This is a genomic window from Phenylobacterium kunshanense (assembly GCF_003254525.1).
Lineage (GTDB): Bacteria > Pseudomonadota > Alphaproteobacteria > Caulobacterales > Caulobacteraceae > Phenylobacterium > Phenylobacterium kunshanense.
The window spans coordinates 96,344-121,955 of sequence record NZ_QFYS01000003.1; the positions used below are offsets into that span (position 1 = coordinate 96,344).

Below are 25,612 nucleotides of genomic sequence, written 5' to 3' on the forward strand. Positions count from 1 at the left end.
TGGTCGCGGCGACTCAGGCGCTGCGAACCGCTTCGATGACCCTGTCGATATCGGTCAGCGGCATCGTGGGCCACAGGGGAAGAGACAGGACTTCTTGGGCCAGGCGCTCGGCTACGGGCAGTTGGCCGGCCCGGTAGCCATGACGCGCGAACGCCGGCTGGAGGTGGCAGGGGTTCGGGTAGTGGATGAGCGTGGGAACGCCCGCGGCCTGGAGCCGGGCCTGGAGGTCGTCGCGTTCGGCCGCGCGGACCACGTACAGGTGGTAGACGTGACGCGCCCACTCGGCCTCGCCCGGAACCCGGACCGACGGGACGCCCTCGAGGCCACGGCGATAGCGATCGGCCCGTTCCCGCCGCGCCTCGGTGGCGGCGTCAAGACCCGCCAGGCCGACCCGCAGGAACGCGGCCTGGAGTTCGTCGAGTCTGGAGTTCACGCCGGGTTCTTCGTGAACGTATTTCTCCCGCGATCCATAATTCCGCAGCATCCGGAGACGCTCCGCCAACGCCGGGTCCGCGGTCGTCACGGCGCCGGCGTCGCCGAGGGCGCCCAGGTTCTTGGTCGGATAGAAGCTGAACGCGGTCGCGTGCGCCAGGCTGCCCGTCCGCCGGCCGTGGTCCAGGGCGCCATGGCTCTGGGCCGCATCTTCCAGCACGAACAGGCCGTGGCGCTCGGCCAGCGACATGATCGGCGCCATGTCGACCGGGTGCCCGTAGAGGGAGACCGGGATCACCGCCTTGGTCCGCGGCGTGATCGCGGCGCCCACCGACGCAGCGTCGACGGTAAAGGTGGCCGGGTCGCACTCGATGGCCACGGGGCGCGCGCCGACCGCGTCGACGGCCATCCAGGTCGCCGCGAACGTATGCGCCGGGACGATCACCTCGTCGCCCGGTCCCACGCCCGCCGCGCGCAGGGCGAGGGTGAGGGCGTCGAGGCCGTTGCCGACGCCGATGGCGTGAGGCACGCCGCAATAGGCGGCGAACTCGGATTCGAACGCTTCGAGCTCGGGACCGAGGATCATCCAGCCGCTGTCGAGCACCCGCCGGAAGGCGGCTTCCAGCTCGGCCCGCCGCTTCGGCTCGCCGAGGCCGAGGTCGAAGAATTTCACGAGACGCTGGCCAGGAAGTCGTCGAAGTCGCGGATGTAGTCCGCTTCGTCGTAGTGGGCGGAGGCGAGCACGAGACAGACGGAGCCGGACGAGAAGTTGTCGATGTCGCGCCAGAACATCGGGCCGATATGCAGGCCGCGATTGGGTCGGTTCAGCGTCACCCGCTCCTCGGTCCGGCCATCGTGCAGGCGGACATCGAAACTGCCCGAAACGGCGATCAGGATCTGATGGAGCGCCCGGTGGGCGTGCCCGGCGCGGGCCGACTGGCTGGGCACGTCGTAGAGGTAGTAGACCCGCTCGATCGCGAACGGCACGTCCCGGTTGGATTCGGCGACGCAGAGGTTTCCGCGCAGATCGTGGACCACGGGCAGGTCGATGAATTTCGCGAGGGATTCGGTCATGACCTACCGGTGGCTGCAGGGCGTTGCAGGTGTGGTCAGGCTGTATGGCCGATGCGTCGCCAGGGTGACAAGGCCGCGGTGGCCGACGCCTACGAACCGTCGGGAAACGCTGCCTGCCAGGACCGGACGATCGCGCGGTGAAGCTGCGCGCCGGCGTCTCGCGGGATGTTGTGGCCCGCGCCGGGGACTCGCTCGATCTCGACCAGGGGATGCTCGGACAGCCGCGCGATCGCCTGGGCGCTCACCAGGGTCGGCATGCGCTCGAAACTGCGCGGCGCGCCGAGCGGATCGTCGCCAATGAGCACGAGCGCAGGAACCATGAGGCCATCTAGCACCCACGCGTGGTCCACCGCCTCGGTCGCGTCCGGCCCTATGCCGAACATGTTGCGGACGAAAGTCTGGGCGCCCGCCGGCGCCTGGGTCCTGAAGAGCTCGAGCGGCCAGACGCCCTCGGTCAGCAGCACCGGCTCGACGACGACCAGCCGCCGAACGAGCGGGTTTCGAAGGCCCAGGGCGACAAGGCCGCCGACCGACAGGCCGACCGCCATCGCCGGACGGTCAGGCCAGCGCAAGGCCAGGGCCTCATCCACGGCGGCGGCGAACGCTCGGATCGAGGTTTCCGCCAGCTCGGGGCAGTGGTTCCCGGGGAGATGGACCCGCAGGACGTCGGCGTCCGGGAAGTGGTCCTGCATCCGCCAGAACAGGTCGGCGGCGGCGAAGGCCCCGGTGATCACGAGCAGGATCGGCCGGCCGGTGTCTCGGCCCAGAAGCCACACCGGCCCCAGCGACGTCTGCACCTCGAACCGCTCGCTCATGCCGCGCTGTTATCCCAGCCCGCGACGGGGCGCGAGAGGGGCCGACACAGGTCTGAAACCTGAGTATGGTCCGCGACCCTGGGAGGTCACATAAGAACACAATGCACACCGCACTCTTGCTTGAGATGGCCGCCGGCGCCTTTCCCGATCGCCTGGCGCTGGGCCCGCGGGCCGAGGGGATCACCTTCGAGGAACTGTCGGCGCGGGCGCGGGCCGGCGCGGCGTTCCTGGCCGCGCAGGGCGACGGCAGCATCGTATTCCTGGGCCTGAACGGGCCGGCGCTGCCGACGGCCGTGTTCGCCGCCGGCCTGCTGGCGCGGCCGTTCGCGCCGCTGAACTACCGCCTGCCGGATGCGGACCTGCGGCGCCTGCTGGCCCGAACGGCGCCGTCCGTGGCCGTCGTCGACGACGACATGCTGGGGCGCGTCGAGGGCGTGGACGGGGTGGCGCTGGTCGCTCGCAGCGCTTTCGAGGCCGCCTGCCGCGATCCCGCCCTGCGCGACGCCGCCCACGATCCGCTCGATCCCGACGTGGCGGTGCTGCTCTTCACGAGCGGCACGACGGGGGAGCCGAAGGCGGCGGTGCTCCGCCACGCCAACCTCGCCTCCTATGTGATCTCGACCGTGGAGTTCATGGGCGCGGAGGAGGGCGAGGCGGCGCTGGTCAGCGTGCCGCCCTATCACATCGCCGGCGTCTCGGCGGTGCTCACCGGCATCTATGGCGGCCGGCGGATCGTGCACCTGGAGGCCTTCACGCCCGAAGCCTGGGTCGAGGCCGCGGCGGCGGAGGAGATCACCCACGCCATGCTGGTCCCGACGATGCTGGGCCGGGTGCTGGACGTGCTGGAGGCCACGGGCGAGCGGCTGCCGGCGCTACGGGCCCTGTCCTATGGCGGCGGGCGGATGCCGGTGACGGTGATCCGGCGCGCGCTCGACCTGCTGCCGCATGTGGACTTCGTCAACGCCTACGGCCTGACCGAGACCAGCTCGACAATCTCGGTGCTGGGACCTGACGACCACCGGCTGGCGATCACCATGGATGATCCGCAGGTGCAGGCGCGCCTGGGATCGGTGGGGCGGCCGCTGCCCAGCGTCGAGATCCAGATCCGTGGTCCGGCGGGCGAGGTGCTGGGGCCCGGCGAGGCCGGCGAGGTCTACGTTCGTGGCGAGCAGGTCTCGGGCGAGTACCTGGGTCGGAAGGTCACCGACGACGACGGCTGGTTCGCCACCAAGGACTCCGGCTGGATCGACGCGGAGGGCTACCTTTTCCTGGAAGGCCGCCTCGACGATGTGATCGTGCGCGGGGGCGAGAACATCTCTCCCGGCGAGATCGAGGACGTGCTCCGCACCCATCCGGCGGTGGCCGACGTGGCTGTGGTCGGCGCACCAGACGAGCAGTGGGGCGAGCGGGTCGCGGCGGTCGTGGTGCCGCGCGGCGCCGCGCCGCCGGAAGCCGAGCTGGCCGACTGGGTCAGGGCGAAGCTGCGGTCCACCAAGACGCCCGAGACCTGGGTCTTCCGCGAGGAGCTTCCCTACAACGATACGGGCAAGCTTCTCCGTCGCGTCCTCAAGGCTGAACTCGGCTAGAGCGCGTTCCGCAAAAGTGGGAACCGGTTTTGCGGTCAGAACGCGCTCAAACCTTTGATTTAGAGCCTTTTCATCCCGTTCAAACGATTCCGTTTGAACGGGAAAGGCTCTAGGGGGCAGGCTCGGCCTTAGGAACCAATGCCCCGTCCCGAACGCTCTGCCGCCTCGACGAGGAGACAGACGTGCGCACCGACGAGACCCTGGCCAGCCTGACGCCCATCGCCGCCGGAAGCCGAGACCCCGAGGCCTTCCACCGCGCGCTTGCGCACTGGAACCACCGGCGGCTGGCCGTGCAAACCCCCGGTGGCGACTGGCTGGGCGACCTCAATGCCGATTTCCGCATGCTGCGGCTGGAGGGCGCGTTCATCGAGGCGTTCCGCGCCCGTGTGGCGCCGCTCGTGGCCGAGGTTCCCGGCGACCCGGCGGCATTCGTGGCGTGGTTCGAAGGGCTGAAGGACAGTGGTCCCGGCCAATGGGACCCGCTGTTCCCGTGGCTGGCGGCCGATGCGAGCCTGGACGACCTGAAGTGGTTCCTGACCCAGGAAGCCGCGGGCGAGGCCGGCTTCGACGATCTCGTGGCCTACACCCAGGTCAAGCTCCCCGCGCGGCCGAAGCTGGAGCTGGCCCGGAACTACTGGGACGAGATGGGCCGCGGGAACATGGGCGGGATGCACGGGCCGATGCTGGACCGCGCGGTCATCGCTCTCGACCTCAAGCCGACGATCGACGGCACGCTCTGGCAGTCGCTGTGCCTGGCCAACACCATGACCGCGCTCGCCACCACGCGGCGCTATGTCTACCAGTCGATCGGCGCCCTGGGCGTGGTGGAACTGACCGCCCCCACGCGCGTGGGGCTGGTCGCCGACGGGCTGAAACGCCTGGGCTGCCCCACCGAGGCGCGCAAGTATTTCGTCCTCCACGCCCAGCTCGACATCGAGCATTCCCGGGCCTGGAACGCCGAGGCGCTCGTGCCGCTCGTGGAGGCCGATCCGGCCTGCGCCCGCCACATCGCCGAGGGCGCCGTCATGCGGCTGATGTGCGGCGAGCAGTGCTTCGAGGCCTATCGCTCGCACCTGTGGTGTCGCGCCGGGGCCATGGCCTACGCCGCCGAGTAGGCGTCCCTCCGGCGCCATAGCTGGGGGCTATCAGGCCGCGGCGCAGGCGGCGCGTTCGGTGACAGCGGCCTTGGAAAGCTCCGCCATGGCCTTGATGAGCGGCGACCGCCATCGCTCGGCCGTGGTGAGCATCCAGCAGTCGTAGGGCACGTCGAGGGTCGTGGAGACCTGGACGAGCCGGCCGGCGGCCAGATGCTCGGCGAAAATGAACGAGGCGCCCAGCGCCACGGTATCCGTCTCAAGCGCCCGCTGGACGATCAGGCCGTAGTCGTCGCTCACGAAGGCGCGGAGGTTGTCCGCCTCCTCCCGGGTCAGATCGCCGGCCCAACGGGCGACGCCGGGGACCACGTTGGGGAGGGCGATGGCATGCTGCAGCAGCTCCCGCGGCCCGGCGTCACGCAACTCCAGGGCCGGATGGCCCGGACGCGCGACGGCGATGATCTGGTCCTCGAACAGTTTCTTGCGGATCAGGTCGCCATAGCGGGCGGCGTGCTCGGCGTAGCCGAAGGCCATGTCGACACGGCCCTCCTGGAGCGCGGTCATCACCCCCGGCCCGGTCTCCTGGAGGGTCTCCACGTGCAGCCTCGGAAAGCGCGCCGCGACGCGTCGCATCAACTCCGGCAGCGGCTTCAGGCGGGATGCGGGTCCGACCGCGATCCGCACGCGCCCCTCCTCGCCGCGGGCCAGCTGCTCCAGGTCGCGGGTGAGGGCGGCGACACCCTGCAGGAGCGTCTCGGCCCGCTGGGCGACGAAGGTTCCATAGGCGGTCGGCCGGGCGGCGCCATTGCTGCGCTCGAACAGCTTCAGCGAGAGCTGGTCTTCCAGCCGCGCGATGCTCTTCGACAGCGTCGGCTGCGAGATCTGCAGCTTGCGCGCCGCGCCGGAGAAGCCGCCCGCGCGGCAGATTTCCAGGATCTGTTCGAGATGCCGAAGCTCCATGCCCCCAGGCTATAGCATCGCGAATCCGGATTGTGCAGATCGCCGCGCCCGTTGCGGCTAGGGTCGCCCGAAACCGGGGAGGCGAGATGAAGCGCAAGATCCTGACGGCCGCCGTCCTCGTCGGCCTGGCCCTGACGCCGCTGAGTTCCGTGGGCGCCGACCGCGTGCCGACGCGGCGCCCGAACGTCATCGTCATCCTCGCCGACGACCTGGGCTATGGCGACACGGGCGTTTACGGCAGCACGATCGTGAAGACGCCGAACATCGACGCCCTCGCCGCGGACGGCGTGCGCTTCACCCAGGGCTACGTGACCCATCCGGTCTGCGCGCCCTCGCGGGCCGCGATTCTGACCGGCCGCTACCAGCAGCGGTTCGGCTGGGAGTTCAATCCCGTCGGCCGCGATCGGACGGGCGGCGTCGCCCGGACGGAGACCTTCATCGGCGATGTCATGAAGAGCGCGGGCTACCGGACCGGCATGGTGGGCAAGTGGCACCTGGGCGAGGCGGCCGGCTACCAGCCTCTGGACCGCGGCTTCGACGAATTCTTCGGCGTCACCGCCGGCGCCACGGCCTTCATCGTCGACGCTCAGCCGGGCGACGAGATGCATACGCCGCGCGGGTCGGAGGGCTCGTACCGGACGACGGTCAACGACCCGCTGCCGCCCACCGCCACCGAACAGGACCGGATGGCCTATGTCCGCGAGCGTGCGCCGGTGCGTCGGGGCCGGCAGGTGGTGCAGGTGAAGGAGTACCTGACCGACGCCTTCACCGACGAGGCGGTGCGGTTCATCGGCGCCAACAAGGACCGCCCCTTCTTTCTCTACGTGGCCCACACCGCGCCACATACGCCGTTGCAGGCGACCAAGAAGTACGTCGACCGCTACAGCCACATCCCGGACAAGGGCCAGCGCGTCTATGCCGCCATGGTCTCGTCGCTGGACGACAGCGTGGGCGCGATCCGCGCCAAGCTGAGGGCCGAGGGCCTGGAGAACAACACCCTCATCGTCTTCCTCTCCGACAACGGCTGCGCGGCCTATGTCGGCGGCGCCTGCTCGAACGCGCCGCTCTCCGGCCACAAGGGGACGCACCTGGAGGGCGGCGTGCGGGTGCCGTTCATCGTCGCCTGGCCTGGCCGCATCCCGGCGGGACGCGTCGACGGGCGTCTCGTCTCCAGCCTGGACATCGCGCCGACGGCCGCGGCGCTGGCCGGCGCGAAGCTGCCGAAGGGCGGCGACGGCGTGGACCTGATGCCCTACCTGGCCGGGGGCAATCAGCGCACGCCCAATCCGAACCTCTACTGGCGCGCCGGGCCCAACTTCGCCATCCGCGGCGGCCCCTGGAAGATGTGGATCGCCAACAAGGCCGACCCGTCGGAAGCCGCTTCCAGCGCCGCCACGATCACGCCCGACGGAACCCATGCTACGGTCTCGCCGCTCGGCCAGCATGTGATGCTCTACGACCTGTCGAAGGATCCCCAGGAGACGACCAATGTGGCCGCCGCCAATCCCGGCATCGTGCAGTCCCTGAAGGTCCGCATCGAACAGTGGGACAAGGCCAACGTCCCGCCGCAGTGGACCAGCATGCGTCAGTCGGTGAAGCGTCAGGATGGCCAGCTCCTCAAGATCTACGACTGACCCCGCATAGCCGGCGGCTATCCGGCGATGGCGTGGCCGCCGGCGCGCCGCCGTGCGAGGGTTCCGCCTCTCCAGACCCCGGATGTCCGATGCCCAAGGCCCTGGCCGCCGCGAACGATGAGCAAGTCCCCAGCGCCCGCGAGGCCGAGCGGCGCGAGGCGTTCATGCGCGTCGCCGCCGGCGTGTTCCGCGAGCACGGCCTGGCTGGCGCCACGATGGAGCAGGTCGCCGCCGCGGCCGGCGTGACCAAGGTGGTGCTCTACCGGCGGTTCCCCTCGAAGGACGCCCTGATCCTGGCGATCTTCGCCGAGGCGATCCGGCGGATGAAGGCCCAGGACGCCCGGCCCTGGCGCGGCTATGGCGGCGGAATGCGAGGGGCCCTGGCGGCCGCGCGCTCGTTCGAGGACGGCTTCATCCTGCTGGTCCGCCACGGCGATCAGCACCCGGCCTATCGCGCATCGCATGCGCAGTTGCGCCGGCGGACGGGTATGCGCCTGCGCTCGCTGCTCTGGTACCCCGACAAGCCGCCCCCGGAGGCCGAACGTCCCCCCCTGCTGGAGCTCTCCCTGGAGCCCATGATCTCGTTCTGCAACGACGCCCTGGCCTACTGGGTGGAGAAGGGTGATCCGGCCAGGGACGAGCTCTTCGTCCGCTGGTGCGGCCAGATGATCCGCGCCTGGCGGCACAACGCCGCCGAACTGCTCAATCTCGACTCGCCCGAACAGGAATGGCCCTTCGACACCGAAGGCCTGCTGCCGTGAGCGAGGACAACGAAGGAAGGAAACCCATGGTCAGCCGCCGTCAGACCCTCATCGCCGCCGGGGCCGCCATGGCCGCGGGGCCCGCCCTCGGGCAGTCCGTCGCCGCGCCGGCGGTCAAGCCGGAGCATGCGAAGTACGCCGCTGAGATCGCCGCCGCCCAGGCGTGCCTCGACGCCTTCATGACGGCGTTCAACGCGCGGGACATCGCCGCCTATGAGGCGACCTTCAACTTCCCGCACGTGCGTTTTGCGTCGGGCAAGGTCACGGTGATCAATCCTGGCTTCCACAAGCCCGAGATGTTCACGACGGGCGCGCTGAGCGACTGGGACCATTCGGCCTGGCAGCGGCGGGACGTGATCCATGCCGGGGCCGACAAGGTGCACATCGACACGCGCTTCGCCCGCTACCGCAAGGACGGCAGCGTCATCGGCGGCTTCGATTCCATCTACATCGTGACCCGCCAGGACGGCCGGTGGGGCATCCAGGGGCGGTCGAGCTTCGCGCCCTGACGTTCAGGGCGGGGGCGCCAGCAGGGTGCTGGCGGCCCAGGTGTCGCGGGTCAGCTTCTGGCGGCGCATGAACGCGGCCATCGCGGCGGTCGAGGGATCGCGCGAGGTCTCCCAGACCCCGTGATCGCCATACCGCGTCAGCAGCAGCAGTCGGGTCTGTCCCGCCTTCAGATCGGCCTCGGTCTGTGCGGCCGTGAACAGGCCGAAGATGTTGGTGTCGAAACGCGCCTCGAAATCCTTCCAGCCCTCGGTCGAGAGGGCGACGAATTCGTCCAGCGCCGGCGTGTCGATGACGAACCAGCGGTGGACGTAGATCCCGCCGGGGCGAGGACGATCGCTGGCGCCGGGGCGGGCGGTCGGCGTCAGGCGGTCACGCTGCCCGCCGAGCGCGGCGACCACGGACTCCCGCGCACTGGTCGCGCCTGACCAGCGCAGCAGGATCGCCGCCTGGCGGGCATGCCAGCCGAGTTGGGATGTGAACGCGCCCAGCACCTCGCCGCCTCCCGCCGCGATGGCGGCGGCCTCAGCCTTGAGCCGCGCTGTCAGCGCCGGTCCCGCAGGGACTGCGTCCAGGTCCAGGAACAGGTAGTCGTACATGGGCGTCCCCCTGGCGCGCGCGGCCGCGGGCAGCAGCAGGGACGCGGCGGCCCCGGAAAGCCAGCGCCGGCGGTCGACAGTGTTCATTCGTCCACGCTCCGGCCGCCTCCGTCGGGCGTCAAGGGGACAGCGCGCTATGGCTCCAGTCCCCCGGGGCATTGGCGAACACCGCTCGCCCTGCGGTAGCTTGGCCATCACTGTTACCGCCCAGTAACGGCATGCAAGAGGCGGGACGGGAGAGGGGACGCCTTGTCGGCGGCCTTCAGCATTTCTGAACACGACGCCGCAGAATCCTAATTAGTCGATCGGCAAAATAGGAATTAAGCGGCGCCCATGGATTGGCGAATGACCGCGAGGGGGATCATGAACGCGCGCAGGACCTTGAGAGACGTATCGCTGGCGGCGCTGTGCTGCGCCATCGCCGGCCCCGCCGCCGCACAGGCGGCGCCCGAACTGGAAGAGGTGCTGGTCACCGCCCGCAAGCGCGAGGAGAGCCTCCGCGAGATTCCCGCCGCCGGCACGGCGCTGGGCGCAGAGCAGATCCAGGCCATGGGCGGCATCGCCAACACCCAGGCGCTGCTGTCGAACGTACCGGCGGTGAACTTCGCCAACACCTCGAACCCAGTGACGTCGGAAGTGTCGATCCGGGGTTCGGGCACCAGCCGCGCGACGGCGGCCGACGCGGCGGTGGGCCTCTACCGGAACGGCGTCTACATCGGCGGCGGCTATGTGGGCGGGCGCACCTTCTCCAAGCCCGACTTCTTCGACGTTGGCCGGATCGAGGTGCTGCGGGGCGTGCAGGGCGCGCTGAACGGGCGCAACGCCGTGGGCGGGGCGGTCAATGTGGTGTCGGCGCGTCCGAGCCAGCGTCAGGAGGGCTTCGCGCTCGTCGAGGCCGCCAACAACAAGCGCTTTGAAGGCCAGCTGGTGGTCAACCAGCCGATCAACGAGAACTGGGCGATCCGCCTGGGCGCCAACCTGATGAAGCAGAGCGAGGGCTTCTACTACAACCCGATCCGCGACGAGTATTTCGATCGTCAGGAGAGCGAGGTCTATCGCGCCCAGGTCCGCTACGAGAACGGGCCGTTCAGCGCCAATCTCCTGCTGGAGCATGGGCGCGACCAGCTTCCCGGCCTGATGTACCAGCTCATGATCCCGGCGGGCACGAACGCGACCTATCCGCGGGGCGTCTTCCAGGACAAGTATCGCGTCGAGTGGAACCACCCGTCGTCGGCCAAGCAGCAGGTGAACTACGCCGAGCTGGTCCTTGAGTACGACCTTGGATTCGCCGCCCTGACCTCGACCACCTCGCTGCGGGAGCGGCGGTCACAGAACGCCTACGACCGCGACGCGACTTCGGCCGAGTTCCTGGCGCGGACGGCCGCGGCCGGCCTGGTCGCGCCCGGCGCCGTGCAGGGCAGCCCCGATCTGGGCGGCTCGCAGAACGACTACGCTCGCATCCTCTTCCAGGACGTCCACATCGTCGGCGAGAAGGTCGGGGGCCTGAGCTGGCTGGCGGGCTTCGAGTACTACGACCTCAACGACAAGTACCAGAACACCCTGGCCGGCCCGCCGACCGCGGCGAACGGCCGGTCGTTCGGAACGGTGGGCGTGAGCCGTCTCGATTTCGTGTCCTGGGCCGCCTACGGCTCCATCGGTTACGATTTCACCGAGACGTTCAACGTCACGGCGGAGGGTCGCTACACCCGCGACGACAAGGATCTGATCTCCACGCGCCTGGACTTCGGCACGGGGCGGTCGACGGGTACGGGGTTCAATATCGACACCGGCCGCGAGACAGACGACTTCTCGTACAACGTCACGGCCTCCTACAAGGTCGACGGCTGGCTCGCCTACGGCAAGGTCGGCGCAGCCTATCGCGCCGGCGGGTTCAACCTGGCCCTTGGCGATCCGCGCCAGCCGACCCCCATCCCGCCGACGTTCAACGACGAGAAGGCGACCTCGTACGAGGTGGGGCTGAAGGGCGCCATCGTCCCGCGGGTCTTCCTGAGCCTTGCCGCCTACAGGACCGATGTCGACGACCTCCTGGTCCAGACCGACAACGGCTGCCGCGTGGGCCTGCCCCAGTGCCCGGTTCAGGCGACGGCCTTCGTCTTCAACGCGGGCAAGGCCGAGCTGTGGGGCTTTGAGGCCGAGCTGAACGCGGTGGCCGAACTCCTGGGCGGCACGGCGCGGGTCACCCTGGGCGGTTCGCGCCAGGGCGGCGAAATCAAGTCCGGCCCGGACAAGGGCAAGAAGGGACCGCAGCGTCCCGACTGGACCGCCACGTTCTCGCTCAACTACCTGCGGCCGATCACTGACGAGTGGGACGGCTTCTTCAACCTCAAGGGCAACGGCCGCTGGGGAGGCGTGCAGGAGATCGCCCAGACGCCGGAGCTCTATGACTACCAGCTCCTGGACGTCCGCGCGGGCGTGCGGAAGGGGGGACTGGAGCTGTCCGTCTACTCGAACAACGTCGGCGACGAGTCCTACATCGTGTTCGATGCGCCGACCACGCGGCGCTGGAACATCCCGCGCACCTACGGCGCCCAGATCCGCTACGCCTGGTGAACCCATGATCCGTCGATCCGCATCGCACCGCCTCGTCGCGCTCGCCGTCTTCCTTCTCCTGGCGACCGCGGCGCCTGCTCTGGCGCAGCCGGCCGCTGCGGCCGCCCAGGGCGTGGAGGTGCGCTACGGCGCGTGGACCGACCCGGCCCGCGGCGGCCGGGTCACGCCCTACAAGCTCTACATGCCGACCGGCCCGGGGCCTTTCCCGGTGGTGATCCACTCGCACGGCCTGGGCGGCAATCGCGAAGCCTCGACCTACATCCTCCAGGCGGTGGCCGAGGCTGGCTTCGTCGTCGTGGCGCTCCAGCACGCCGGCTCGGACACCGGCCTGCTCCGGGGCGCCGGCCCCTCGGTGGACGAAGCGGCGGTGGTGGCCGCGGGGCGAGCCGGCATGACCAGCGACGCGGCCCGCGGCCGCTATGGCGACGTGCCGTTCGCCCTGGATCAGATCGCGAGGGACCCGACGCTGAGGGACAAGGTCGACCTCGGCCGCGTCGGCATGTCGGGCCACTCCTACGGCGCCCTGTCGACCCTGACGGCTGTGGGTCAGCGCCTGCCGGCCATGCCGGACTACACCGGGTTCGCCGAGCCGCGCATCAAGGCGGCCATCGCCTACAGTCCGAACAAGCCGCGGGGCGACGATGCGAGGCTCGCCTTCGCCCGGGTCAGGACGCCGATGCTGCACTTCACCGGAACGGAGGACGTAACCCCGTTCGACCTTGAGAAGAACGCCTTCGAGCGGACGACGCCTTATCAGGCGATCCAGGGCGCCGATCAGTACCTGGTCGTTCTGGACGGCGCCGACCATGGCGTCTTCGGGGGGCGCCGCGCCCTGATGGGCCGACTGAAGCCGGGCGATCCGGCGCAGATGGAGATCATCAAGGCCGAGACCGTCCGCTTCTGGAAGGCTTATCTCGGCAACGACCCGGCGGCGCTTCAGGCCCTCTGCAGCCTGCCTACGCGCATCGATCCTGACGGCGACGCCTATGTGAAGGCGCCCCGTTGCGGCCCGCCGACGCCCATCGCGCCGGTGGACGGCCTGCGGTAGCGTTCCAGCCATGTCCCGACACCTTTCAGCCTCCCGCAGAACCGTCTTGGGGCTCGGCGCCGCCATGGCGGCGGGCCCCTCGCTCGCCGTGGCCGCACCGGCGGCGTCCGCCGAGGCAGAGGCGCAGGCCATCCTCGAGCGCTACCAGGCCTTCGGCGACAAGGCCTCGGGCGGACGGGGCGACATCGCCTGCGGCGAGTGGCTGGAGGGCGAGTTGAAGGGCCTCGGCTACGCCTGCGCCCGGCAACCGTTCGACGTTCCCGCCTATGAGGGCGAGGCGCCGACGCTCTCGATGGAGGGCGCCGCCGCGACGCTCATTCCGCAGGCGATCGTCCAGCCGACGCCGGCCGCCGGCCTTGCAGGCAGGCTGTATGTTCCGGGCCGCGGCGAGGGCGACCTCGCGCTGATCGTCCTGCCCCATGCGCGCTGGTCCACCGCCAAGGGCGAGGTGGAGCGGCGCGTCCGGGCGGCGGCTGAGGCCGGCGCCAAGGCGGCGATCCTTGTCACGACGGGTCCGACGGGCGAGGCCCTCGCGCTCAATACGCCGGTGGACAAGCCGCTGTTCGACCTGCCGGCCGCGGTCCTGGCGCCGCGCGACTCCCGACCCTTCGTGGAGGGCGCGGGCAGGGGCGCCATGGCGACGTTCCGGATGACCGGTCGGTCGTTCCGACGCCCGGCCTTCAACGTGACGGCGAGGCTCGATCGCGGCGCCGGCCGTTGGCTGGTGATCTCCACCCCGCGCTCGGGCTGGTTCGGCTGCGCCGGCGAGCGCGGGTCGGGCCTCGCCGCCTGGCGCATGCTGGTGGCCTGGGCGGCCAAGGCGAAGCTGCCGGTCGATGTGGCGGTCGTCGCGACCAGCGGCCATGAATACGAGTATGCGGGCGGCGAGCACTTCATCGCCCACCTTGCCCCAAAGCCGGCTCAAACGGCGCTGTGGGTCCATCTCGGCGCCAACGTCGCTGCGCGCGACTGGCACGAACGCGGCCAGTCCCTGGCGCCGCTGCCCAGCGCGGATCCGCAGCGCTTTCTGCTGGCCAGTTCGCCGCTCGTGCAGGCCTGCCGGACCGCCTTCGCCGGCCAGCCGGGCCTGGAGCAGGCCTATCCGGTCGATCCGAAGCAGGTGGCCGGTGAACTCGCCAGCATCGTGAGCGCCGGTTACGACCCTGCCATGGGCATCTTCGGCGCCCACCGGTTCCACCACGCCCGTAGCGACGACCTGCGCTGCGTGTCTCCGGCCCTGGTCCCGCCGGTGGCGGAGGCCTTCAAGGCGGTTGTCACCAAGGCGCTGGTGGGCTGAGGCTGGGCTTCACCCCGTCGTCCGCGCTAGGCTCGGGCCCAACGAAAAGCGGGGGAAGCCAGATGACCGAGCACTACCGGATTTTGGGCGGCCTGGGGTCGCCCTATTCGATGAAGATGCGGGCGATCCTGCGGTATCGCCGGCTGCCCTACACCTGGATCCAGATCACGCCGCAACACGACGCCGAACGAGCCAACGTGAAGGTCCCGGTGATCCCGGTGATCCAGTACCCGGACGGGACCTACCACAACGACTCCACCCCGATGCTCTACGAGCTGGAGGCGCGCCATCCCGGCATGCGGAGCATCGTGCCCCCCGACGCCGGTGACGCCTTCCTGGCCTACCTGCTGGAAGATATGGCCGACGAGTGGGGCACCAAGCTGATGTTCCACTACCGCTGGTTCCGCGAGCGGGATCAGGTGCGGATGAGCGAGTGGCTGGCCTTCGACCGCGCGCAGGGCGGCGGCTATGCGGGAGTGAAGCGGTTCGCCGACGCCTTCCGGGATCGTCAGGTGGGACGCATGGCTCTGGTGGGCTGCACGCCCGAGAACGCCCCGATCATCGAAGACACCACGCGCACCCTTGCGGCCATCTTCGAAGACCATGTCCTGGACCGGTTCTACTTCTTCGGCTCGCGGCCCTCGCTGGCGGAGTTCGGCTGGTACGGCCAGTTCTCGCAGCTCATCGTCGACCCCACACCGAACGACCTGATGCGCGAGATCGCCCCCTTTACCGTCCGGTGGCTCATGCACCTGGACGACGCTTCGGGCGTCGAAGGGGAATGGCGCACGTCCGGCCAGCCGCTGGCCCCGGCGGTCGAGCGCCTGCTGGCCTTCGCCGGCGAGGTCTACTTCCCGTTCCTGGAGGCCAACGCCAAGGCGGTGGCGGCGGGCGCCGAGACCTTCACCGTGAACCTGCTGGGCCGGCCGTACACGCAAGGCGCGTTTAGGTATCAGGCCCGGTGCCTTGAAAATCTCCGGAAGGCGTTTGCGGAGTTGCCGGCCGACGCCCGGTCCCGCCTGACGCCGATGCTGGATGCGGCGGGTGCGCTGGCGCCGCTGACGTAGGGGCGCGAACGGGCCTACAAGGATGGGATGGACGATCAATCCCATCCCAGCGCCCGCCAGTTGGCGTCACCGACCTACCGGCTGGCCTCGCTCGATCACGACTTCATTCTCGGACACTCCATGCGGGGCGTCCGCTTCCTGCTGGAGTTCGCCAAGGCCGACGAGGCTCTGCGCGCCTGGGGCGTGCGCTCGACCATCGTGGTGTTCGGCAGCGCCCGCATCCGCGAGGATGGCCCCGACCCGCATCCGCGGTGGTATGCGGCCGCGCGGGCCTTCGGCGCTCTCGCCTCGAAGGAGGGCGGAGCCTATCTCTCGGCCAGCCATGAGCGGCACAACGTGATCTGCACGGGTGGCGGGCCAGGCATCATGGAGGCCGCCAACCGCGGCGCCTTCGATGTTGGCGCGCCGTCGATCGGCCTCAACATCACCCTGCCGCACGAGCAGTTCCCCAACAGCTATTCGACGCCGGAGCTGACCTTCCGCTTTCACTACTTCGCCATGCGCAAGATGCATCTGGCGATGCGAGCCTATGCGCTGGTGGTGTTCCCGGGTGGCTTCGGGACGCTGGACGAGCTGTTCGAGCTGCTGACCCTGCGCCAGACCGACAAGTCGCCGCCGATACCCATCGTGCTGTTCGACGAGGCCTACTGGCGCTCGATCATCAACTTCGAAGCGCTGATCGAGCACGGCATGATCGCGAGGTCGGACCTGGAGTATTTCCGCTTCGCCGAAACCGCCGAACAGGTCTGGCAATGCCTGCTGGACGCCGGCTTGAAGCCGCATGGCGCGCCGGACTGGGACCCCGATCCGAGCGATCCGTAAATCCTCCGGCGGGGGGCTGTCGCAAATCGTTCGTGCACAGGCGCTGGCCGGCGTTATCCTGTCCATTGCTTCGCTTCCAGGTGTTGGCGAAGCTCGTGGCCTGTGGGGGGCTGCGCCGGGGCTGGCGTCAGGGGCAGGGGCAATGGCGAAGGATATCGTGGCCGAGACGAAGCCGGCGAGCACGCCCGATGGCGTTCACTTGCTGCGCACCGCGATGACAGTCCAGTACCAGCTGAGCCAGATGGCCGATCAGAAGGCCAACATGGTGCTGGCCGCGACATTCGTGATCTTCACCATCACCGTCGCCCAGGTGCGCGAGGGCAGCGCCATGGCGGCCCCGCTGCTGATCCTCGGCGGCGCGGCGTTCATGGCGGCGCTGCTGGCGATCCTGGCCGTCCTGCCCTCCGTGAAGACGCCGCCCCGCGCCGGCGGCCCGGCCAACGTGCTGTTCTTCGGATCCTTCACCCAGCTTCCGGAGGCCGAGTTCGTGAACATGCTGACGGGCGTGGCGGCGGACCAGCGGGCGATCTACGAGGCCTTCGCCCACGACATCTACCAGAACGGCCGGGTGCTCGCGTTCAAGAAGTACCGCTACCTCGGATACGCCTATCGCATCCTGCTGGCCGGTCTCGTGGCCAGCTTCCTCACCTTCATCGCGCCGTTCGCCGTCGCGGCGTTCAGTTAGGCGACCAGCCCGGCGGGGCCAGTTCGAACCCCTCGAAGCGGAAGCCTGGCGAGACCGTGCAGGCCACCAGCGTCCAGCCGCCGCCGTCCGCCTCCGCCGATTGCCACTCATGGGCCCTGACGACGTGCTGCGGGCTCCCATCGACGATCCCCAGCCGGGTCGTGCTGATCGGTCCGCCCTCGAAGCCGGTCCGGAGCGTGAGCGGCGCGCCGGCCTGGAAGATCCACACCTCCTCGGCGTCGACGCGGTGCCAGTGCGAACGGCCGCCCGCCTCCAGCAGGAAGAGGATCGCCGTCGCCGTCGCCCGGCCGTCGGGCAGGCTCGCGGCCGCGCGCCAGGTCTCGCGATACCAGCCACCCTCCGGGTGTGGTTCGAGGCCCAGGGTCGCGATCATCTGCTCGGCGGTCATGGGCGCAGTGAAGTCCGATCCGCGATGTTCCGCCACCCCGAGCTTGACCGGAGCCGCCGGGTGCGGCGGGCTGCGGGCATGGGACGAATCCTCGCAAGCCTCGCCGCCGCGCTCGCCATCGCGACGCCCGCCGCCGCCGCGCCCGACCTCTCGAAGATGGGCGCCGCCGAACTCACGGCCTTCCTGAAGCCGTTCCCCAAGGGCGGGGAACTGCACAACCACCTGGGCGGCAGCACGCCGACCGAGGACCTGATCGACTGGGCCGTCGAGGACGGGCTCTGCATCGACATGACCGAGCTTGCCATCCGGCACACCTGTGCGGGCGAGAACATGAAGCCGGCGGCGGAGGTCGTGGCCGACGAGGCGCTGCGCTCGGCTCTCACCGACAGCCTGACCACCCGCCATCCCGGCTTCCGCGACCGCTCGGGCCACGACCAGTTCTTCACCGCCTTCAGCCGCAGGGCCACGACGCCGAAGCGTGCGGGCGACGCCCTGGCCGAGGCCATGGAGACCCTGGCCCGGCAGAACACCTGGTACATCGAGCTGATGGTCACGCCCCAGGGCGCGGCGGCGCGGGGCCTTGGCGCCCGCGTGGGCTGGAAGGGCGACATCGCCGCCACGCGCGCGGCCCTGACCGAGGCAGGGCTGGAGAAGCTCGTCCCCGCGGTGATCGCCGACACCGACCGTTTCGAGGCTCGCGCCCGAGAGGTGCTCAAGTGCGGCACGCCGCAGGCGAGGCCCGGCTGCGGGGTGACGGTCCGCTATCTCTTCCAGTCGATCCGCCAGGGGCCGCCTGAGCAGACCATGGCCCAGCTCCAGCTCGGCGTCGCCACCGTGCTCGCCGACAAGCGATGGGTGGGGCTGCAACTCGTGGCGCCTGAGGACAGCTATGACGCCACGCGCTACTACGACCTGCACATGGCGATCATCGCCGAGCTGACCGACAGGGGCCGCAAGGTTCCGGTCGCCCTGCACGCCGGCGAGCTGACCCTGAAGATCGCCCACCCGAAGCACCTCAGCTACCACGTCCGCGACGCCGTCCGGGTCGCCGGCGCCCGCCGGATCGGCCACGGGACCGACCTGCCCGAGGAAATGGGCGCCGACGCGCTCGCCGAGGAGATGGCCGCCAAGGGCGTGCTGGTCGAGGTGAACCTGCTGTCGAACGAGACGATCCTGGAGGTGAAGCCTGAGGACCACCCCTATGCCTGGCTGCGCAAGAAAGGGGTGCCGGTGAGCCTCTCCACCGACGACGCCGGCATCACCCGCTCAGAGCTCAGCGACGACTACCAGGCCGCGGTACGGAACGGCGCGACCTACGAAGACCTCAAGACCGCCGCGCGCAATGGCGTCGCCTTCAGCTTCCTGTCCGGGCCCGGCCTCTGGGAGGACCCCAACCGCTACCGCAGGCCGGTCAAGGCCTGCGCGGGCCAGGTCGGCGCGGCGGAGCCCAAGGGCGCCTGCGCCGCCTTCGTCGCCGCCAGCGACAAGGCCCGCGAACAGTGGCGGCACGAGCGGCTGCTGCGCGAGTTCGAGGCGACGCGCCGCTAGCCTTCGACCGCCATGTAGACGAACCGCGCCACGAAGAGGGCGGCGAGGGCGAACAGCAGCCAGTCGGCCTTGCCCACCCGCCGGCTGGCGACCTTCAGCACCGCATAGGCGATGACGCCGAACGCCAGGCCGTTGGCGATCGAGAACGTCAGCGGGATGGTGACGAGCGTGAGGAAGGCCGGGATCGCCACGACCGGGTCGTCCCAGTCCACCTCGGTCAGCGGCCCCATCATCATCCCGCCCACCAGGATCAGCGCGGGGGCCGTGGCGGCGGCCGGAATGACCTGGGCCCAGGGCGCGACGAACATCACCGCCAGGAACAGCAACCCCGTGACCACGGCGGTCAGGCCCGTCCGTCCGCCGGCCGAGACGCCCGAGGCGCTCTCGATGTAGCTGACGACCGTGCTGGTGCCGGCGAGCGATCCGACGACCGTCGCCCCTGCGTCGGCGAAGAGGATGCGGTTGAGGCGCGGGATCGTGCCGTCAGGCTGCATCAGTCCCGCCTTCTTCGAGACCGCGACCAGGGTGCCGACGTTGTCGAACAGGTCGACGAACAGGAAGACGAACAGGATCTCCAGCAGCGCGAGGCCCAGCCCATGCCCGCCGATCCCCAGGGCCGACGGGATGTCGAGCTGGAACGCCGTGCTGGTCATGGCCTCCACGTCGTAGGGTTGAGGCGACCATTGGGCGAGGCCGAGCGCCCAGCCGAGCAATGCCGTGGCGACGATGCCGATGAAGATCGCCCCGCGCACCTTCAGCACCATCAGCACCGACAGGATCGCGAGGCCGAGGACCGCGAGCTGGACCGTCGGCGCCTTCACGTCGCCCAGGGTCACGAGGGTGGCCGGATTGTCCGCGACCAAGCCGGCGCCGCGGAGGCCGATGAAGGCGATGAACAGGCCTATGCCCGCCGCGATCGCCGAGAACAGCGCCCGCGGGATGGCGCTGACGATCAGCTGTCGCACCCCCGCCAGGGTCAGCAGGAAGAACAGCACGCCGGAGATGAACACGAGGCCCAGGGCGGTCTGCCACGGCACGCCCATGCCCTGCACCACGGTGAAGGCGAAGTAGGCGTTCAGGCCCATGCCGGGAGCCAGGGCGATGGGATAGTTCGCGAGAAACCCCATCAGCAGGCAGCCGATCCCGGCCGCCAGGCACGTGGCCGCCGCCACCCCCGCCGCGGGCATGCCGGCCGCGCCCAGGATCGAGGGGTTGACCAGGACGATGTAGGCCATGGTCAGGAAGGTGGTCGCGCCGGCCAGGACTTCGGTCTGGACGCTGGTCCCGCGCTCGCGGAGCTGGAACGTGCGGTCGAGGAAGCTCATGGCGCGCTCGCCTGGGGCAGGGTCTCGGCATAGCGGTCCCACCCGGCGACCAGCGCCTTCACGACCGGCGAGCCCACGCGGTAGGCGGCCTCGAAGGCGGCGGCGGAGCCTCCGTCTGCGAACTCGATCCGCATCGGCTTGCCGGCCCCGGGCCACGAGTAGTTGCTCGCCGTCCTGAGCACGAGGACGCGGCGGGGATCGACCCGTCCCTCCTTGGCGTAGAGGTTCAGGGTGTCGAGCACCGCCTGGTCTTCGCCGTCCGTCATGGCCAGCACGCCGGCGCCGTCGGTCTGCAGCCGCACCCAGTCGCGGGCCCAATCGGTCCGCCGCCGCCCATGCCAGAAGCGCACGGTCGCCAGGCTGGATCCGACAAACACGCGAGGCGGCTGCTGGGCGGCCGGCTCGTCCTTGTAGCCCGCCCGCTCGGCCGCCAGCTTCGGCCCGTCGGGCAGGGCGATGTCGCGCGTGAGCCGATAGGCCCACTGGGTCAGGCCGGGATCGAGGCGCCAGGCCATGCCGCTGGCGCCTTCGCCGCTGCCCTTCTCGCCGGGGCCCTTGCTGTGGAAGGCGTAGAGGCCCCAAGGCCAGCCCGGCGTGATCTCGCGATCGTCGATCTCGTAGAGCGGATCGGCGTCCACCACCCAGTCGGACCAGGCGGCGCTGCCGATCGAGCCGATCTTCGGGTCCACGCCGGCGATGCCGGCCATCAGGAAATAGCTCTTCGAAAAGTCGAAGCGCGGGTCGAGCAGCAGGGCGGCCATCGAGCCGCGGGCGCGGCCGAACATCCCGGTGGTGATCGCCAGCACGCCATCGGGCGAGAGCCGGGCGGGTCGTTCGATGCCTGGAATCTTCACGGTCTCGGTGAGCGGATAGCGCTCGACCCAGTGCTGGAATTCACCGGGCGTGTCGCCCGTCTCCGCGCCGATCTCGAAGGCGGCGATCACCACCACCTTGATCGGGATCGGTTTGTCCTGCGCCAGCGCCGGCAGTGGCGCGAGCAGGCAGGCGATGATGGCGATGACTCGAAGCACCCGAACCCCCAGCTGAAGTGGGCGGCATAGTCGTCAGGCCCGCGGCTGCGCCGCAAGCCCCCGCTGATGCGCGAGCGCGCCCATGAGATAGGTGCGTTCCACGAGGCGGTCATCTGCCAGCACGGCGAGCACGAACAGCATCTCGGCGAGGGTGCGCGTCCTGGCCGTCCTGCGCGCGAGGAGGGGCGTGGCGCCAAGGTCCAGCACCACGAAATCGGCCTCCTTGCCCGGCGCGAGATTGCCCACCCGTCCGTCGATGTGCAGGGCGCGGGCCCCCGCCAGGGTGGCCAGGTAGAAGGCATGCAGCGGGTCCAGGCTGTCGCCCTGGAGCTGGCCCACCTTGTAGGCCTCGCCCATCATGTTGAGCAGGGAGAAACTGCCCCCGCCGCCGACGTCGGTGGCGAGCGCCACGTTGATCCCGTGGGCGCAGGCGCGTTTCAGGCCGAACAGGCCGCTGCCGAGCAGCAGGTTCGAGGAGGGGCAGAAGGCGACCGAGGCGCCGGCCTTGGCCAGTCGCTCCATCGCCTCCTCGTCGCAATGGACGCAGTGGGCGAAGACCGAGCGGCGGCCCACCAGCCCATGGCGCTCATAGACCGCCAGGTAGTCCCGATCCTGCGGGAACAGCCGTCCCACCTCGGCGATCTCGGCGGCGTTCTCCGACATGTGGGTGTGCAGCAGCACGTCGGGGTGAGCCGCTAGGACTTCCCCCGCCATGGCGAGCTGGGCGTCGCTGGAGGTCACCGCGAAGCGTGGCGTGACGGCGTATCCCAGCCGTCCCCGGCCATGCCACGCGCGGATCAGGGCCTCGGTGTCGGCGCGGCCCGTCCGGACCGTGTCGGTCAGGCCCTCGGGCGCGTTGCGGTCCATCAGCACCTTGCCGGCCATCAGCCGCATGTTGCGCGCGAGCGCGGCCTCGAACAGCGCCTCGGCCGAGGTCCTGTGCACCGTGCAGAAGGCGAGGGCGCTGGTCGTGCCGTTGGCCAGGAGCTGGTCGAGGAACACCTGCGCCACCGCGTCGGCATGGCCGCGATCCGCGAACGCCTGCTCGGTCGGGAAGGTGTGGGCCTGGAGCCAGTCGAGGAGCTGGGCGCCCCAGGCCGCGATGACGTCGACCTGCGGATAGTGGACGTGGGCGTCCACGAACCCCGGCGCGATCAGCCGCCCGGGCAGGTGCTCCACCGGCGCATCCTTCAGCGCGGGCGCGACGTCGGCATAGGCGCCGAACGCCGCCACATGCCCGTCCTCGACCACGAGCAGCCCATCGGGATGATAGGCGATCGCGTCCGGACCGGCGCGCGAGGGATCGTCCAGGGCATGCAGCAGGCCGGCGCGATAGGCTTTGCGGCTCATTCGGGGGCGGCCAGGCAGGAAGAGTTGAGGGCAAGGCCGAGCAAGGCGCCTCCGCGCGTCGGCGGCCCAGAATCCCCGCGCTTCGACGGAAATGCAACCGCGCCGGCCGGTTGCGACGCCGCCCGGGCGCCTTCAGGATATCCGCCGCTCCCCTCAAGGCTCCGAGTCCATGGATTTCCGCACCTGTTACGTCGCCTTCGAGACCCGGGCCGAGCGACCCCTGACGGTCGCCGCGCGTATGGACGTTCCTGCGGCGGCCGATGGAGCCGCCCCGCCCCGCGTCCCCGCGGTGGTGATCTGCCACGGCTCGGACGGCGTCGACGCCCGGGGGCGCTTCCATGCCCAGGCGTTGCAGGCCGCGGGGTTCGCCACGCTGGAGCTCGACATGTGGTCCGCCCGCGGGACGGTGAGGGGCGCGCCGGGCCGCCCGAAGACCGTGCCCGAGACCCTGCCGGACGCGTTCGCCGCCCTGGCCTTCCTGACGCGCCAGCCCGAGGTGGATCCCGCCCGCATCGCCATCATGGGGTTCTCCTGGGGCGGCGTGGTCAGCGTCCTGTCGGCCACCCGCCGCTATGCCGACGCTCACGCCGAGCCGGGAACCTGGTTCGTGGCGCATGCGGCCTTCTACCCGGTGCTGTGGAGCTACAATCGCGCCCCGGGGCACGAACTCCGCGACCTCACGGGCGCGCCGGTTCTCATCCATGCCGGCGGCGCCGACGCCTACGACACGCCCGAGGTCTGCGAGGCGTTCCTCGCCGGCCTTGCGCCCGCCGACCGCGCGCACGTGGAACTGGTCGTCCATCCGGGCGCGACCCATGCCTTCGACCGGGACATGCCGGCCAAGACCATCCACGACCCCTACGCCCACAACGGCAAGGGCGGGGCGGTGCGGTTCGAGTTCGATCCGGATGCCGCCCGGGCGGCGCGCGACCGCGTCGTCCAGGTCTTCGGTGAGGCGTTCGCGAGCGTCGGCGCATGACGGCTCCGTCGCCCGCGGCCGCCAACAGGATCGTCTACTACGCCTTCCCGAACGCCAAGATTCAGGGCGGGCAGAAGATGATCCTTCGCCACGTCGAAACCCTCCGGGACCTGGGGTTCAACGCCATCTACTGGACGACCAAGGCGACGACCCTGCCGACCTGGCTCTCCCACCACGTCCCGGTCGAATATTCGACGCCGATCCGGCGCGGCGATGTTGTGGTCCTGCCCGAGGATGCGGTGAACTCGATCGCGACCGTGGCGGGGCTGGACCACCCGGTCGTCATCTTCTGCCAGAACCAGTTCATCCTGGCCGCCTTCGCACTTGACGCCCTGGACCGCTTCCCGGCGTCACGATCGCCGACGTTCATGGCGGTGGGGCAGGGGCAGGCGGCCACGATCGGGCGGCTCTATCCCCACGCCCCGGTCGAGGTGGTCCCCTGCTTCGCGGACGATCGCCTGTTTCGCCCGGCGGCGGAGAAGTCGCCGGCCATCGCCTACATGCCCAAGAAGCGCGGCCTGGAACCCAAGATCATCCGGGGCCTCCTGCGCAAACTTCACGCCCGCCACGCGGGCCGCCCCTGGCTTGAGATCGACGGCAAGCCCGAGGCCGAGGTCGCGGAGGCGCTGGCGGGGGCCGAGCTCTATCTGAGCCTCAGCCGCTTCGAGTCCGTCGGCATGTCGACCCTGGAGGCCATGGCCAGCGGCTGTGTCTGCGCCGGGTTCACGGGGGTCGGCGGGCAGGACTACGCCACCCCTGCCAACGGCTTCTGGGCCCCCGACGACGACTGCGAGGCCGGCGCCGACGCCCTGGCCCGGGCGGCAGATGTGGTCCTGGCGGGTGGCCCGCCGCTCCGCCGGCTGCGCGAGGCCGGCGAGGAGACGGCGAGGGCATGGTCCTATGCCCGGTTCCGGGACGCGCTGGAGGAGACCTGGATGCGGCTCGCGCCCGGCGCGCGCCTGAAGGACGGCCCCCTCGACTGACCCGCCTTCGCAAGGCCGCGCGGATCATGGCATAGCCGGGATCAGCCTCAGGACCGTCGCCGCCCGCCATGCCCCGGATCGTCTACTACGGCTTCCCGACCGGCCGCATCCAGGGCGGCATGAAGATGATCCTGCGCCACGTGGAGACCCTGCGCGACCTGGGCTTCGACGCGGTGTTCGCCACCACGCCCGAGGCGGTGATGCCCGAGTGGCTGGATCACCGGGCGCCGGTCCACCGCGCCTTTCCCGTGCTGCGCGGCGACATCCTGGTGATCCCGGAGGACGCCTCCAACGCCCTGGGCCAGGCGATGCGGCGCGACCCGTCCCGCACGGTGGTCTTCACCCAGAACCAGTACATCTTCAGCGCCTTCGCGGTGGAGGCGCTGGCCGCATTCGCGGAAACGCCCCGGTTCATGGCCGTCGGCCGCATCCTGGCCGGCGTGGTCGGCCGGGCCTTCCCGACGGCCGAGGTCGAGCTGGTCCCCTGTTTCGCCGACGAGCGTCTGTTCGGCCCCGCGTCCGAGCGGACGCCCGCCATCGCCTATGTGCCGAAGAAGCGGGCCCTGGAGCCCAAGGTGATCTCGGCCTACTTCAAGCGGCTCTATCCGCGGCACGCCGGCCGCCCCTGGCGGGAGGTGGCGGACCTGCGCGAGCCGGAGGTGGCCGGGGTCCTCGCCGCGTCCGAGATCTACCTCAGCCTCAGCCGCTTCGAGTCGGTCGGCATGGCGACGCTGGAGGCCATGGCCAGCGGCTGCGTCTGCGCCGGCTTCACCGGCATCGGCGGCCGGGAGTACGCCACCGCGGCCAACGGGTTCTGGGTGCCGGAAGACGACTGCGAGGCCGCCGTCGACGCCCTGGCCCGCGCCGCAGACCTCGTCCTGACCGGCGGCCCGCCCCTGGCCCGCTACCGCGAAGCCGCCCAGGCCACCGCCCGCCAATGGTCCTACGCCCGCTTCCGCGAGGCCCTCGAGGAAACCTGGATGCGCCTCGCCCCCGAAGTGCGGATCAAGGACGGCCCGCTGGATTAGGGGGCGG

Annotated in this window: 24 protein-coding genes; 15 read left to right on the forward strand and 9 right to left on the reverse strand. The window is 70.3% G+C overall.

Features of this window, described 5'->3' with window-relative positions; genetic code table 11:
* Window positions 1-13 precede the first annotated feature (13 nt).
* From DJ019_RS08545 to DJ019_RS08555, 3 genes are all read right to left on the reverse strand, one after another.
* Window positions 14-1,105 carry a DegT/DnrJ/EryC1/StrS family aminotransferase gene (locus DJ019_RS08545; RefSeq protein ID WP_276309995.1) on the reverse strand — a complete coding sequence of 364 codons (1,092 nt, stop codon included), beginning with the start codon at window positions 1,103-1,105 and terminating at the stop codon, window positions 14-16.
* Window positions 1,102-1,506: a sugar 3,4-ketoisomerase gene (locus DJ019_RS08550; protein ID WP_111275602.1), complete on the reverse strand. Its 405-nt coding sequence runs from the start codon at window positions 1,504-1,506 to the stop codon at window positions 1,102-1,104. The genes DJ019_RS08545 and DJ019_RS08550 overlap by 4 nt, the downstream gene beginning before the upstream one ends.
* A gap of 89 nt (window positions 1,507-1,595) precedes the next feature.
* A complete protein-coding gene (locus tag DJ019_RS08555) occupies window positions 1,596-2,321 on the reverse strand; it encodes an alpha/beta fold hydrolase (protein WP_111275603.1) in 726 nt (241 codons plus the stop codon).
* A 101-nt stretch (window positions 2,322-2,422) separates the two neighbouring features.
* On the opposite strand from DJ019_RS08555, the gene DJ019_RS08560 reads away from it, so the two are divergent.
* Window positions 2,423-3,907, forward strand: a complete 1,485-nt coding sequence (locus DJ019_RS08560) for a class I adenylate-forming enzyme family protein (RefSeq protein WP_111275604.1) — start codon at window positions 2,423-2,425, stop codon at window positions 3,905-3,907.
* Between the two features lie 182 nt (window positions 3,908-4,089).
* The gene (locus DJ019_RS08565; RefSeq protein WP_205854124.1) at window positions 4,090-5,022 is read left to right on the forward strand and encodes an iron-containing redox enzyme family protein; all 933 of its coding nucleotides are present in this window, start codon (window positions 4,090-4,092) and stop codon (window positions 5,020-5,022) included.
* Between the two features lie 30 nt (window positions 5,023-5,052).
* On the opposite strand, the gene DJ019_RS08570 is transcribed toward DJ019_RS08565, so the two are convergent.
* Entirely contained in the window at window positions 5,053-5,961 is a 909-nt protein-coding gene (locus DJ019_RS08570) for a LysR family transcriptional regulator (protein WP_111275605.1), read from the reverse strand.
* 86 nt (window positions 5,962-6,047) lie between these two features.
* On the opposite strand from DJ019_RS08570, the gene DJ019_RS08575 reads away from it, so the two are divergent.
* The 3 genes from DJ019_RS08575 (at window position 6,048) to DJ019_RS08585 (ending at window position 8,865) form a co-directional block, all read left to right on the forward strand.
* Window positions 6,048-7,595, forward strand: coding sequence for a sulfatase-like hydrolase/transferase (locus tag DJ019_RS08575; protein WP_111275606.1), 1,548 nt, complete (start codon window positions 6,048-6,050; stop codon window positions 7,593-7,595).
* Window positions 7,596-7,684: 89 nt separating this feature from the next.
* Window positions 7,685-8,356: a TetR/AcrR family transcriptional regulator gene (locus tag DJ019_RS08580; RefSeq protein WP_111275607.1), complete on the forward strand. Its 672-nt coding sequence runs from the start codon at window positions 7,685-7,687 to the stop codon at window positions 8,354-8,356.
* A gap of 26 nt (window positions 8,357-8,382) precedes the next feature.
* Entirely contained in the window at window positions 8,383-8,865 is a 483-nt protein-coding gene (locus DJ019_RS08585) for a hypothetical protein (RefSeq protein ID WP_111275608.1), read from the forward strand.
* Window positions 8,866-8,868: 3 nt separating this feature from the next.
* Here the strand turns inward: DJ019_RS08585 and DJ019_RS08590 are convergent, their stop codons facing one another.
* Complete coding sequence (locus DJ019_RS08590; protein WP_111275609.1) at window positions 8,869-9,549, reverse strand: hypothetical protein; 681 nt, start codon at window positions 9,547-9,549, stop codon at window positions 8,869-8,871.
* 276 nt (window positions 9,550-9,825) lie between these two features.
* Here DJ019_RS08590 and DJ019_RS08595 point away from each other — a divergent pair, with 276 nt between their 5' ends.
* The 6 genes from DJ019_RS08595 to DJ019_RS08620 all read left to right on the forward strand — a co-directional run bounded on the left by DJ019_RS08595 (window position 9,826) and on the right by DJ019_RS08620 (window position 16,952).
* Window positions 9,826-12,033, forward strand: coding sequence for a TonB-dependent receptor (locus tag DJ019_RS08595; protein ID WP_165843943.1), 2,208 nt, complete (start codon window positions 9,826-9,828; stop codon window positions 12,031-12,033).
* A 4-nt stretch (window positions 12,034-12,037) separates the two neighbouring features.
* A complete protein-coding gene (locus tag DJ019_RS08600) occupies window positions 12,038-13,081 on the forward strand; it encodes an alpha/beta hydrolase family protein (protein ID WP_165843944.1) in 1,044 nt (347 codons plus the stop codon).
* 64 nt (window positions 13,082-13,145) lie between these two features.
* Window positions 13,146-14,378 (forward strand): hypothetical protein, encoded by a 1,233-nt coding sequence (locus DJ019_RS08605; RefSeq protein ID WP_111275612.1) that lies wholly within the window; start codon window positions 13,146-13,148, stop codon window positions 14,376-14,378.
* Between the two features lie 62 nt (window positions 14,379-14,440).
* Window positions 14,441-15,445 (forward strand): glutathione S-transferase family protein, encoded by a 1,005-nt coding sequence (locus DJ019_RS08610; protein WP_111275613.1) that lies wholly within the window; start codon window positions 14,441-14,443, stop codon window positions 15,443-15,445.
* 27 nt (window positions 15,446-15,472) lie between these two features.
* On the forward strand, window positions 15,473-16,267 hold the full coding sequence (locus DJ019_RS08615; RefSeq protein WP_111275614.1) for an LOG family protein: 795 nt from the start codon (window positions 15,473-15,475) through the stop codon (window positions 16,265-16,267).
* A gap of 142 nt (window positions 16,268-16,409) precedes the next feature.
* Window positions 16,410-16,952 carry a Pycsar system effector family protein gene (locus tag DJ019_RS08620; RefSeq protein WP_111275615.1) on the forward strand — a complete coding sequence of 181 codons (543 nt, stop codon included), beginning with the start codon at window positions 16,410-16,412 and terminating at the stop codon, window positions 16,950-16,952.
* Here the strand turns inward: DJ019_RS08620 and DJ019_RS08625 are convergent.
* Entirely contained in the window at window positions 16,945-17,361 is a 417-nt protein-coding gene (locus DJ019_RS08625; RefSeq protein ID WP_111275616.1) for a cupin domain-containing protein, read from the reverse strand. The genes DJ019_RS08620 and DJ019_RS08625 overlap by 8 nt on opposite strands.
* 78 nt (window positions 17,362-17,439) lie before the next feature.
* On the opposite strand from DJ019_RS08625, the gene DJ019_RS08630 reads away from it, so the two are divergent.
* A complete protein-coding gene (locus tag DJ019_RS08630) occupies window positions 17,440-18,909 on the forward strand; it encodes an adenosine deaminase family protein (protein WP_165843945.1) in 1,470 nt (489 codons plus the stop codon).
* Here the strand turns inward: DJ019_RS08630 and DJ019_RS08635 are convergent.
* From DJ019_RS08635 to guaD, 3 genes are read right to left on the reverse strand one after another with little or no spacing between them, the layout of a single operon-like run.
* On the reverse strand, window positions 18,906-20,234 hold the full coding sequence (locus DJ019_RS08635) for an NCS2 family permease (protein WP_111275618.1): 1,329 nt from the start codon (window positions 20,232-20,234) through the stop codon (window positions 18,906-18,908). The genes DJ019_RS08630 and DJ019_RS08635 overlap by 4 nt on opposite strands.
* On the reverse strand, window positions 20,231-21,265 hold the full coding sequence (locus DJ019_RS08640; protein WP_240606420.1) for a purine-nucleoside phosphorylase: 1,035 nt from the start codon (window positions 21,263-21,265) through the stop codon (window positions 20,231-20,233). Before DJ019_RS08640 ends, DJ019_RS08635 begins: the two co-directional genes overlap by 4 nt.
* Window positions 21,266-21,298: 33 nt before the next feature.
* Window positions 21,299-22,615 carry a guanine deaminase gene (guaD, locus tag DJ019_RS08645; RefSeq protein ID WP_111275620.1) on the reverse strand — a complete coding sequence of 439 codons (1,317 nt, stop codon included), beginning with the start codon at window positions 22,613-22,615 and terminating at the stop codon, window positions 21,299-21,301.
* 169 nt (window positions 22,616-22,784) lie between these two features.
* Between guaD and DJ019_RS08650 the strand changes: the two genes are divergently transcribed.
* From DJ019_RS08650 to DJ019_RS08660, 3 genes are all read left to right on the forward strand, one after another.
* A complete protein-coding gene (locus tag DJ019_RS08650) occupies window positions 22,785-23,594 on the forward strand; it encodes a dienelactone hydrolase family protein (protein ID WP_165843946.1) in 810 nt (269 codons plus the stop codon).
* Window positions 23,591-24,577, forward strand: a complete 987-nt coding sequence (locus tag DJ019_RS08655) for a glycosyltransferase (protein ID WP_111275622.1) — start codon at window positions 23,591-23,593, stop codon at window positions 24,575-24,577. The genes DJ019_RS08650 and DJ019_RS08655 overlap by 4 nt, the downstream gene beginning before the upstream one ends.
* Window positions 24,578-24,645: 68 nt before the next feature.
* A complete protein-coding gene (locus DJ019_RS08660; RefSeq protein ID WP_111275623.1) occupies window positions 24,646-25,605 on the forward strand; it encodes a glycosyltransferase in 960 nt (319 codons plus the stop codon).
* The last annotated feature ends 7 nt before the right edge of the window (window positions 25,606-25,612 follow it).

Coding starts and splice junctions, on each gene's coding strand:
- DJ019_RS08550 (WP_111275602.1), bottom strand. CDS start 1,506: ATGACCGAATCCCTCGCGAAATTCATCGACCTGCCCGTGGTCCACGAT.
- DJ019_RS08555 (WP_111275603.1), bottom strand. CDS start 2,321: ATGAGCGAGCGGTTCGAGGTGCAGACGTCGCTGGGGCCGGTGTGGCTT.
- DJ019_RS08560 (WP_111275604.1), top strand. CDS start 2,423: ATGCACACCGCACTCTTGCTTGAGATGGCCGCCGGCGCCTTTCCCGAT.
- DJ019_RS08570 (WP_111275605.1), bottom strand. CDS start 5,961: ATGGAGCTTCGGCATCTCGAACAGATCCTGGAAATCTGCCGCGCGGGC.
- DJ019_RS08575 (WP_111275606.1), top strand. CDS start 6,048: ATGAAGCGCAAGATCCTGACGGCCGCCGTCCTCGTCGGCCTGGCCCTG.
- DJ019_RS08580 (WP_111275607.1), top strand. CDS start 7,685: ATGCCCAAGGCCCTGGCCGCCGCGAACGATGAGCAAGTCCCCAGCGCC.
- DJ019_RS08585 (WP_111275608.1), top strand. CDS start 8,383: ATGGTCAGCCGCCGTCAGACCCTCATCGCCGCCGGGGCCGCCATGGCC.
- DJ019_RS08590 (WP_111275609.1), bottom strand. CDS start 9,549: ATGAACACTGTCGACCGCCGGCGCTGGCTTTCCGGGGCCGCCGCGTCC.
- DJ019_RS08595 (WP_165843943.1), top strand. CDS start 9,826: ATGAACGCGCGCAGGACCTTGAGAGACGTATCGCTGGCGGCGCTGTGC.
- DJ019_RS08600 (WP_165843944.1), top strand. CDS start 12,038: ATGATCCGTCGATCCGCATCGCACCGCCTCGTCGCGCTCGCCGTCTTC.
- DJ019_RS08605 (WP_111275612.1), top strand. CDS start 13,146: ATGGCGGCGGGCCCCTCGCTCGCCGTGGCCGCACCGGCGGCGTCCGCC.
- DJ019_RS08610 (WP_111275613.1), top strand. CDS start 14,441: ATGACCGAGCACTACCGGATTTTGGGCGGCCTGGGGTCGCCCTATTCG.
- DJ019_RS08615 (WP_111275614.1), top strand. CDS start 15,473: ATGGACGATCAATCCCATCCCAGCGCCCGCCAGTTGGCGTCACCGACC.
- DJ019_RS08620 (WP_111275615.1), top strand. CDS start 16,410: ATGGCGAAGGATATCGTGGCCGAGACGAAGCCGGCGAGCACGCCCGAT.
- DJ019_RS08625 (WP_111275616.1), bottom strand. CDS start 17,361: ATGACCGCCGAGCAGATGATCGCGACCCTGGGCCTCGAACCACACCCG.
- DJ019_RS08630 (WP_165843945.1), top strand. CDS start 17,440: ATGGGACGAATCCTCGCAAGCCTCGCCGCCGCGCTCGCCATCGCGACG.
- DJ019_RS08635 (WP_111275618.1), bottom strand. CDS start 20,234: ATGAGCTTCCTCGACCGCACGTTCCAGCTCCGCGAGCGCGGGACCAGC.
- guaD (WP_111275620.1), bottom strand. CDS start 22,615: ATGAGCCGCAAAGCCTATCGCGCCGGCCTGCTGCATGCCCTGGACGAT.
- DJ019_RS08650 (WP_165843946.1), top strand. CDS start 22,785: ATGGATTTCCGCACCTGTTACGTCGCCTTCGAGACCCGGGCCGAGCGA.
- DJ019_RS08655 (WP_111275622.1), top strand. CDS start 23,591: ATGACGGCTCCGTCGCCCGCGGCCGCCAACAGGATCGTCTACTACGCC.
- DJ019_RS08660 (WP_111275623.1), top strand. CDS start 24,646: ATGCCCCGGATCGTCTACTACGGCTTCCCGACCGGCCGCATCCAGGGC.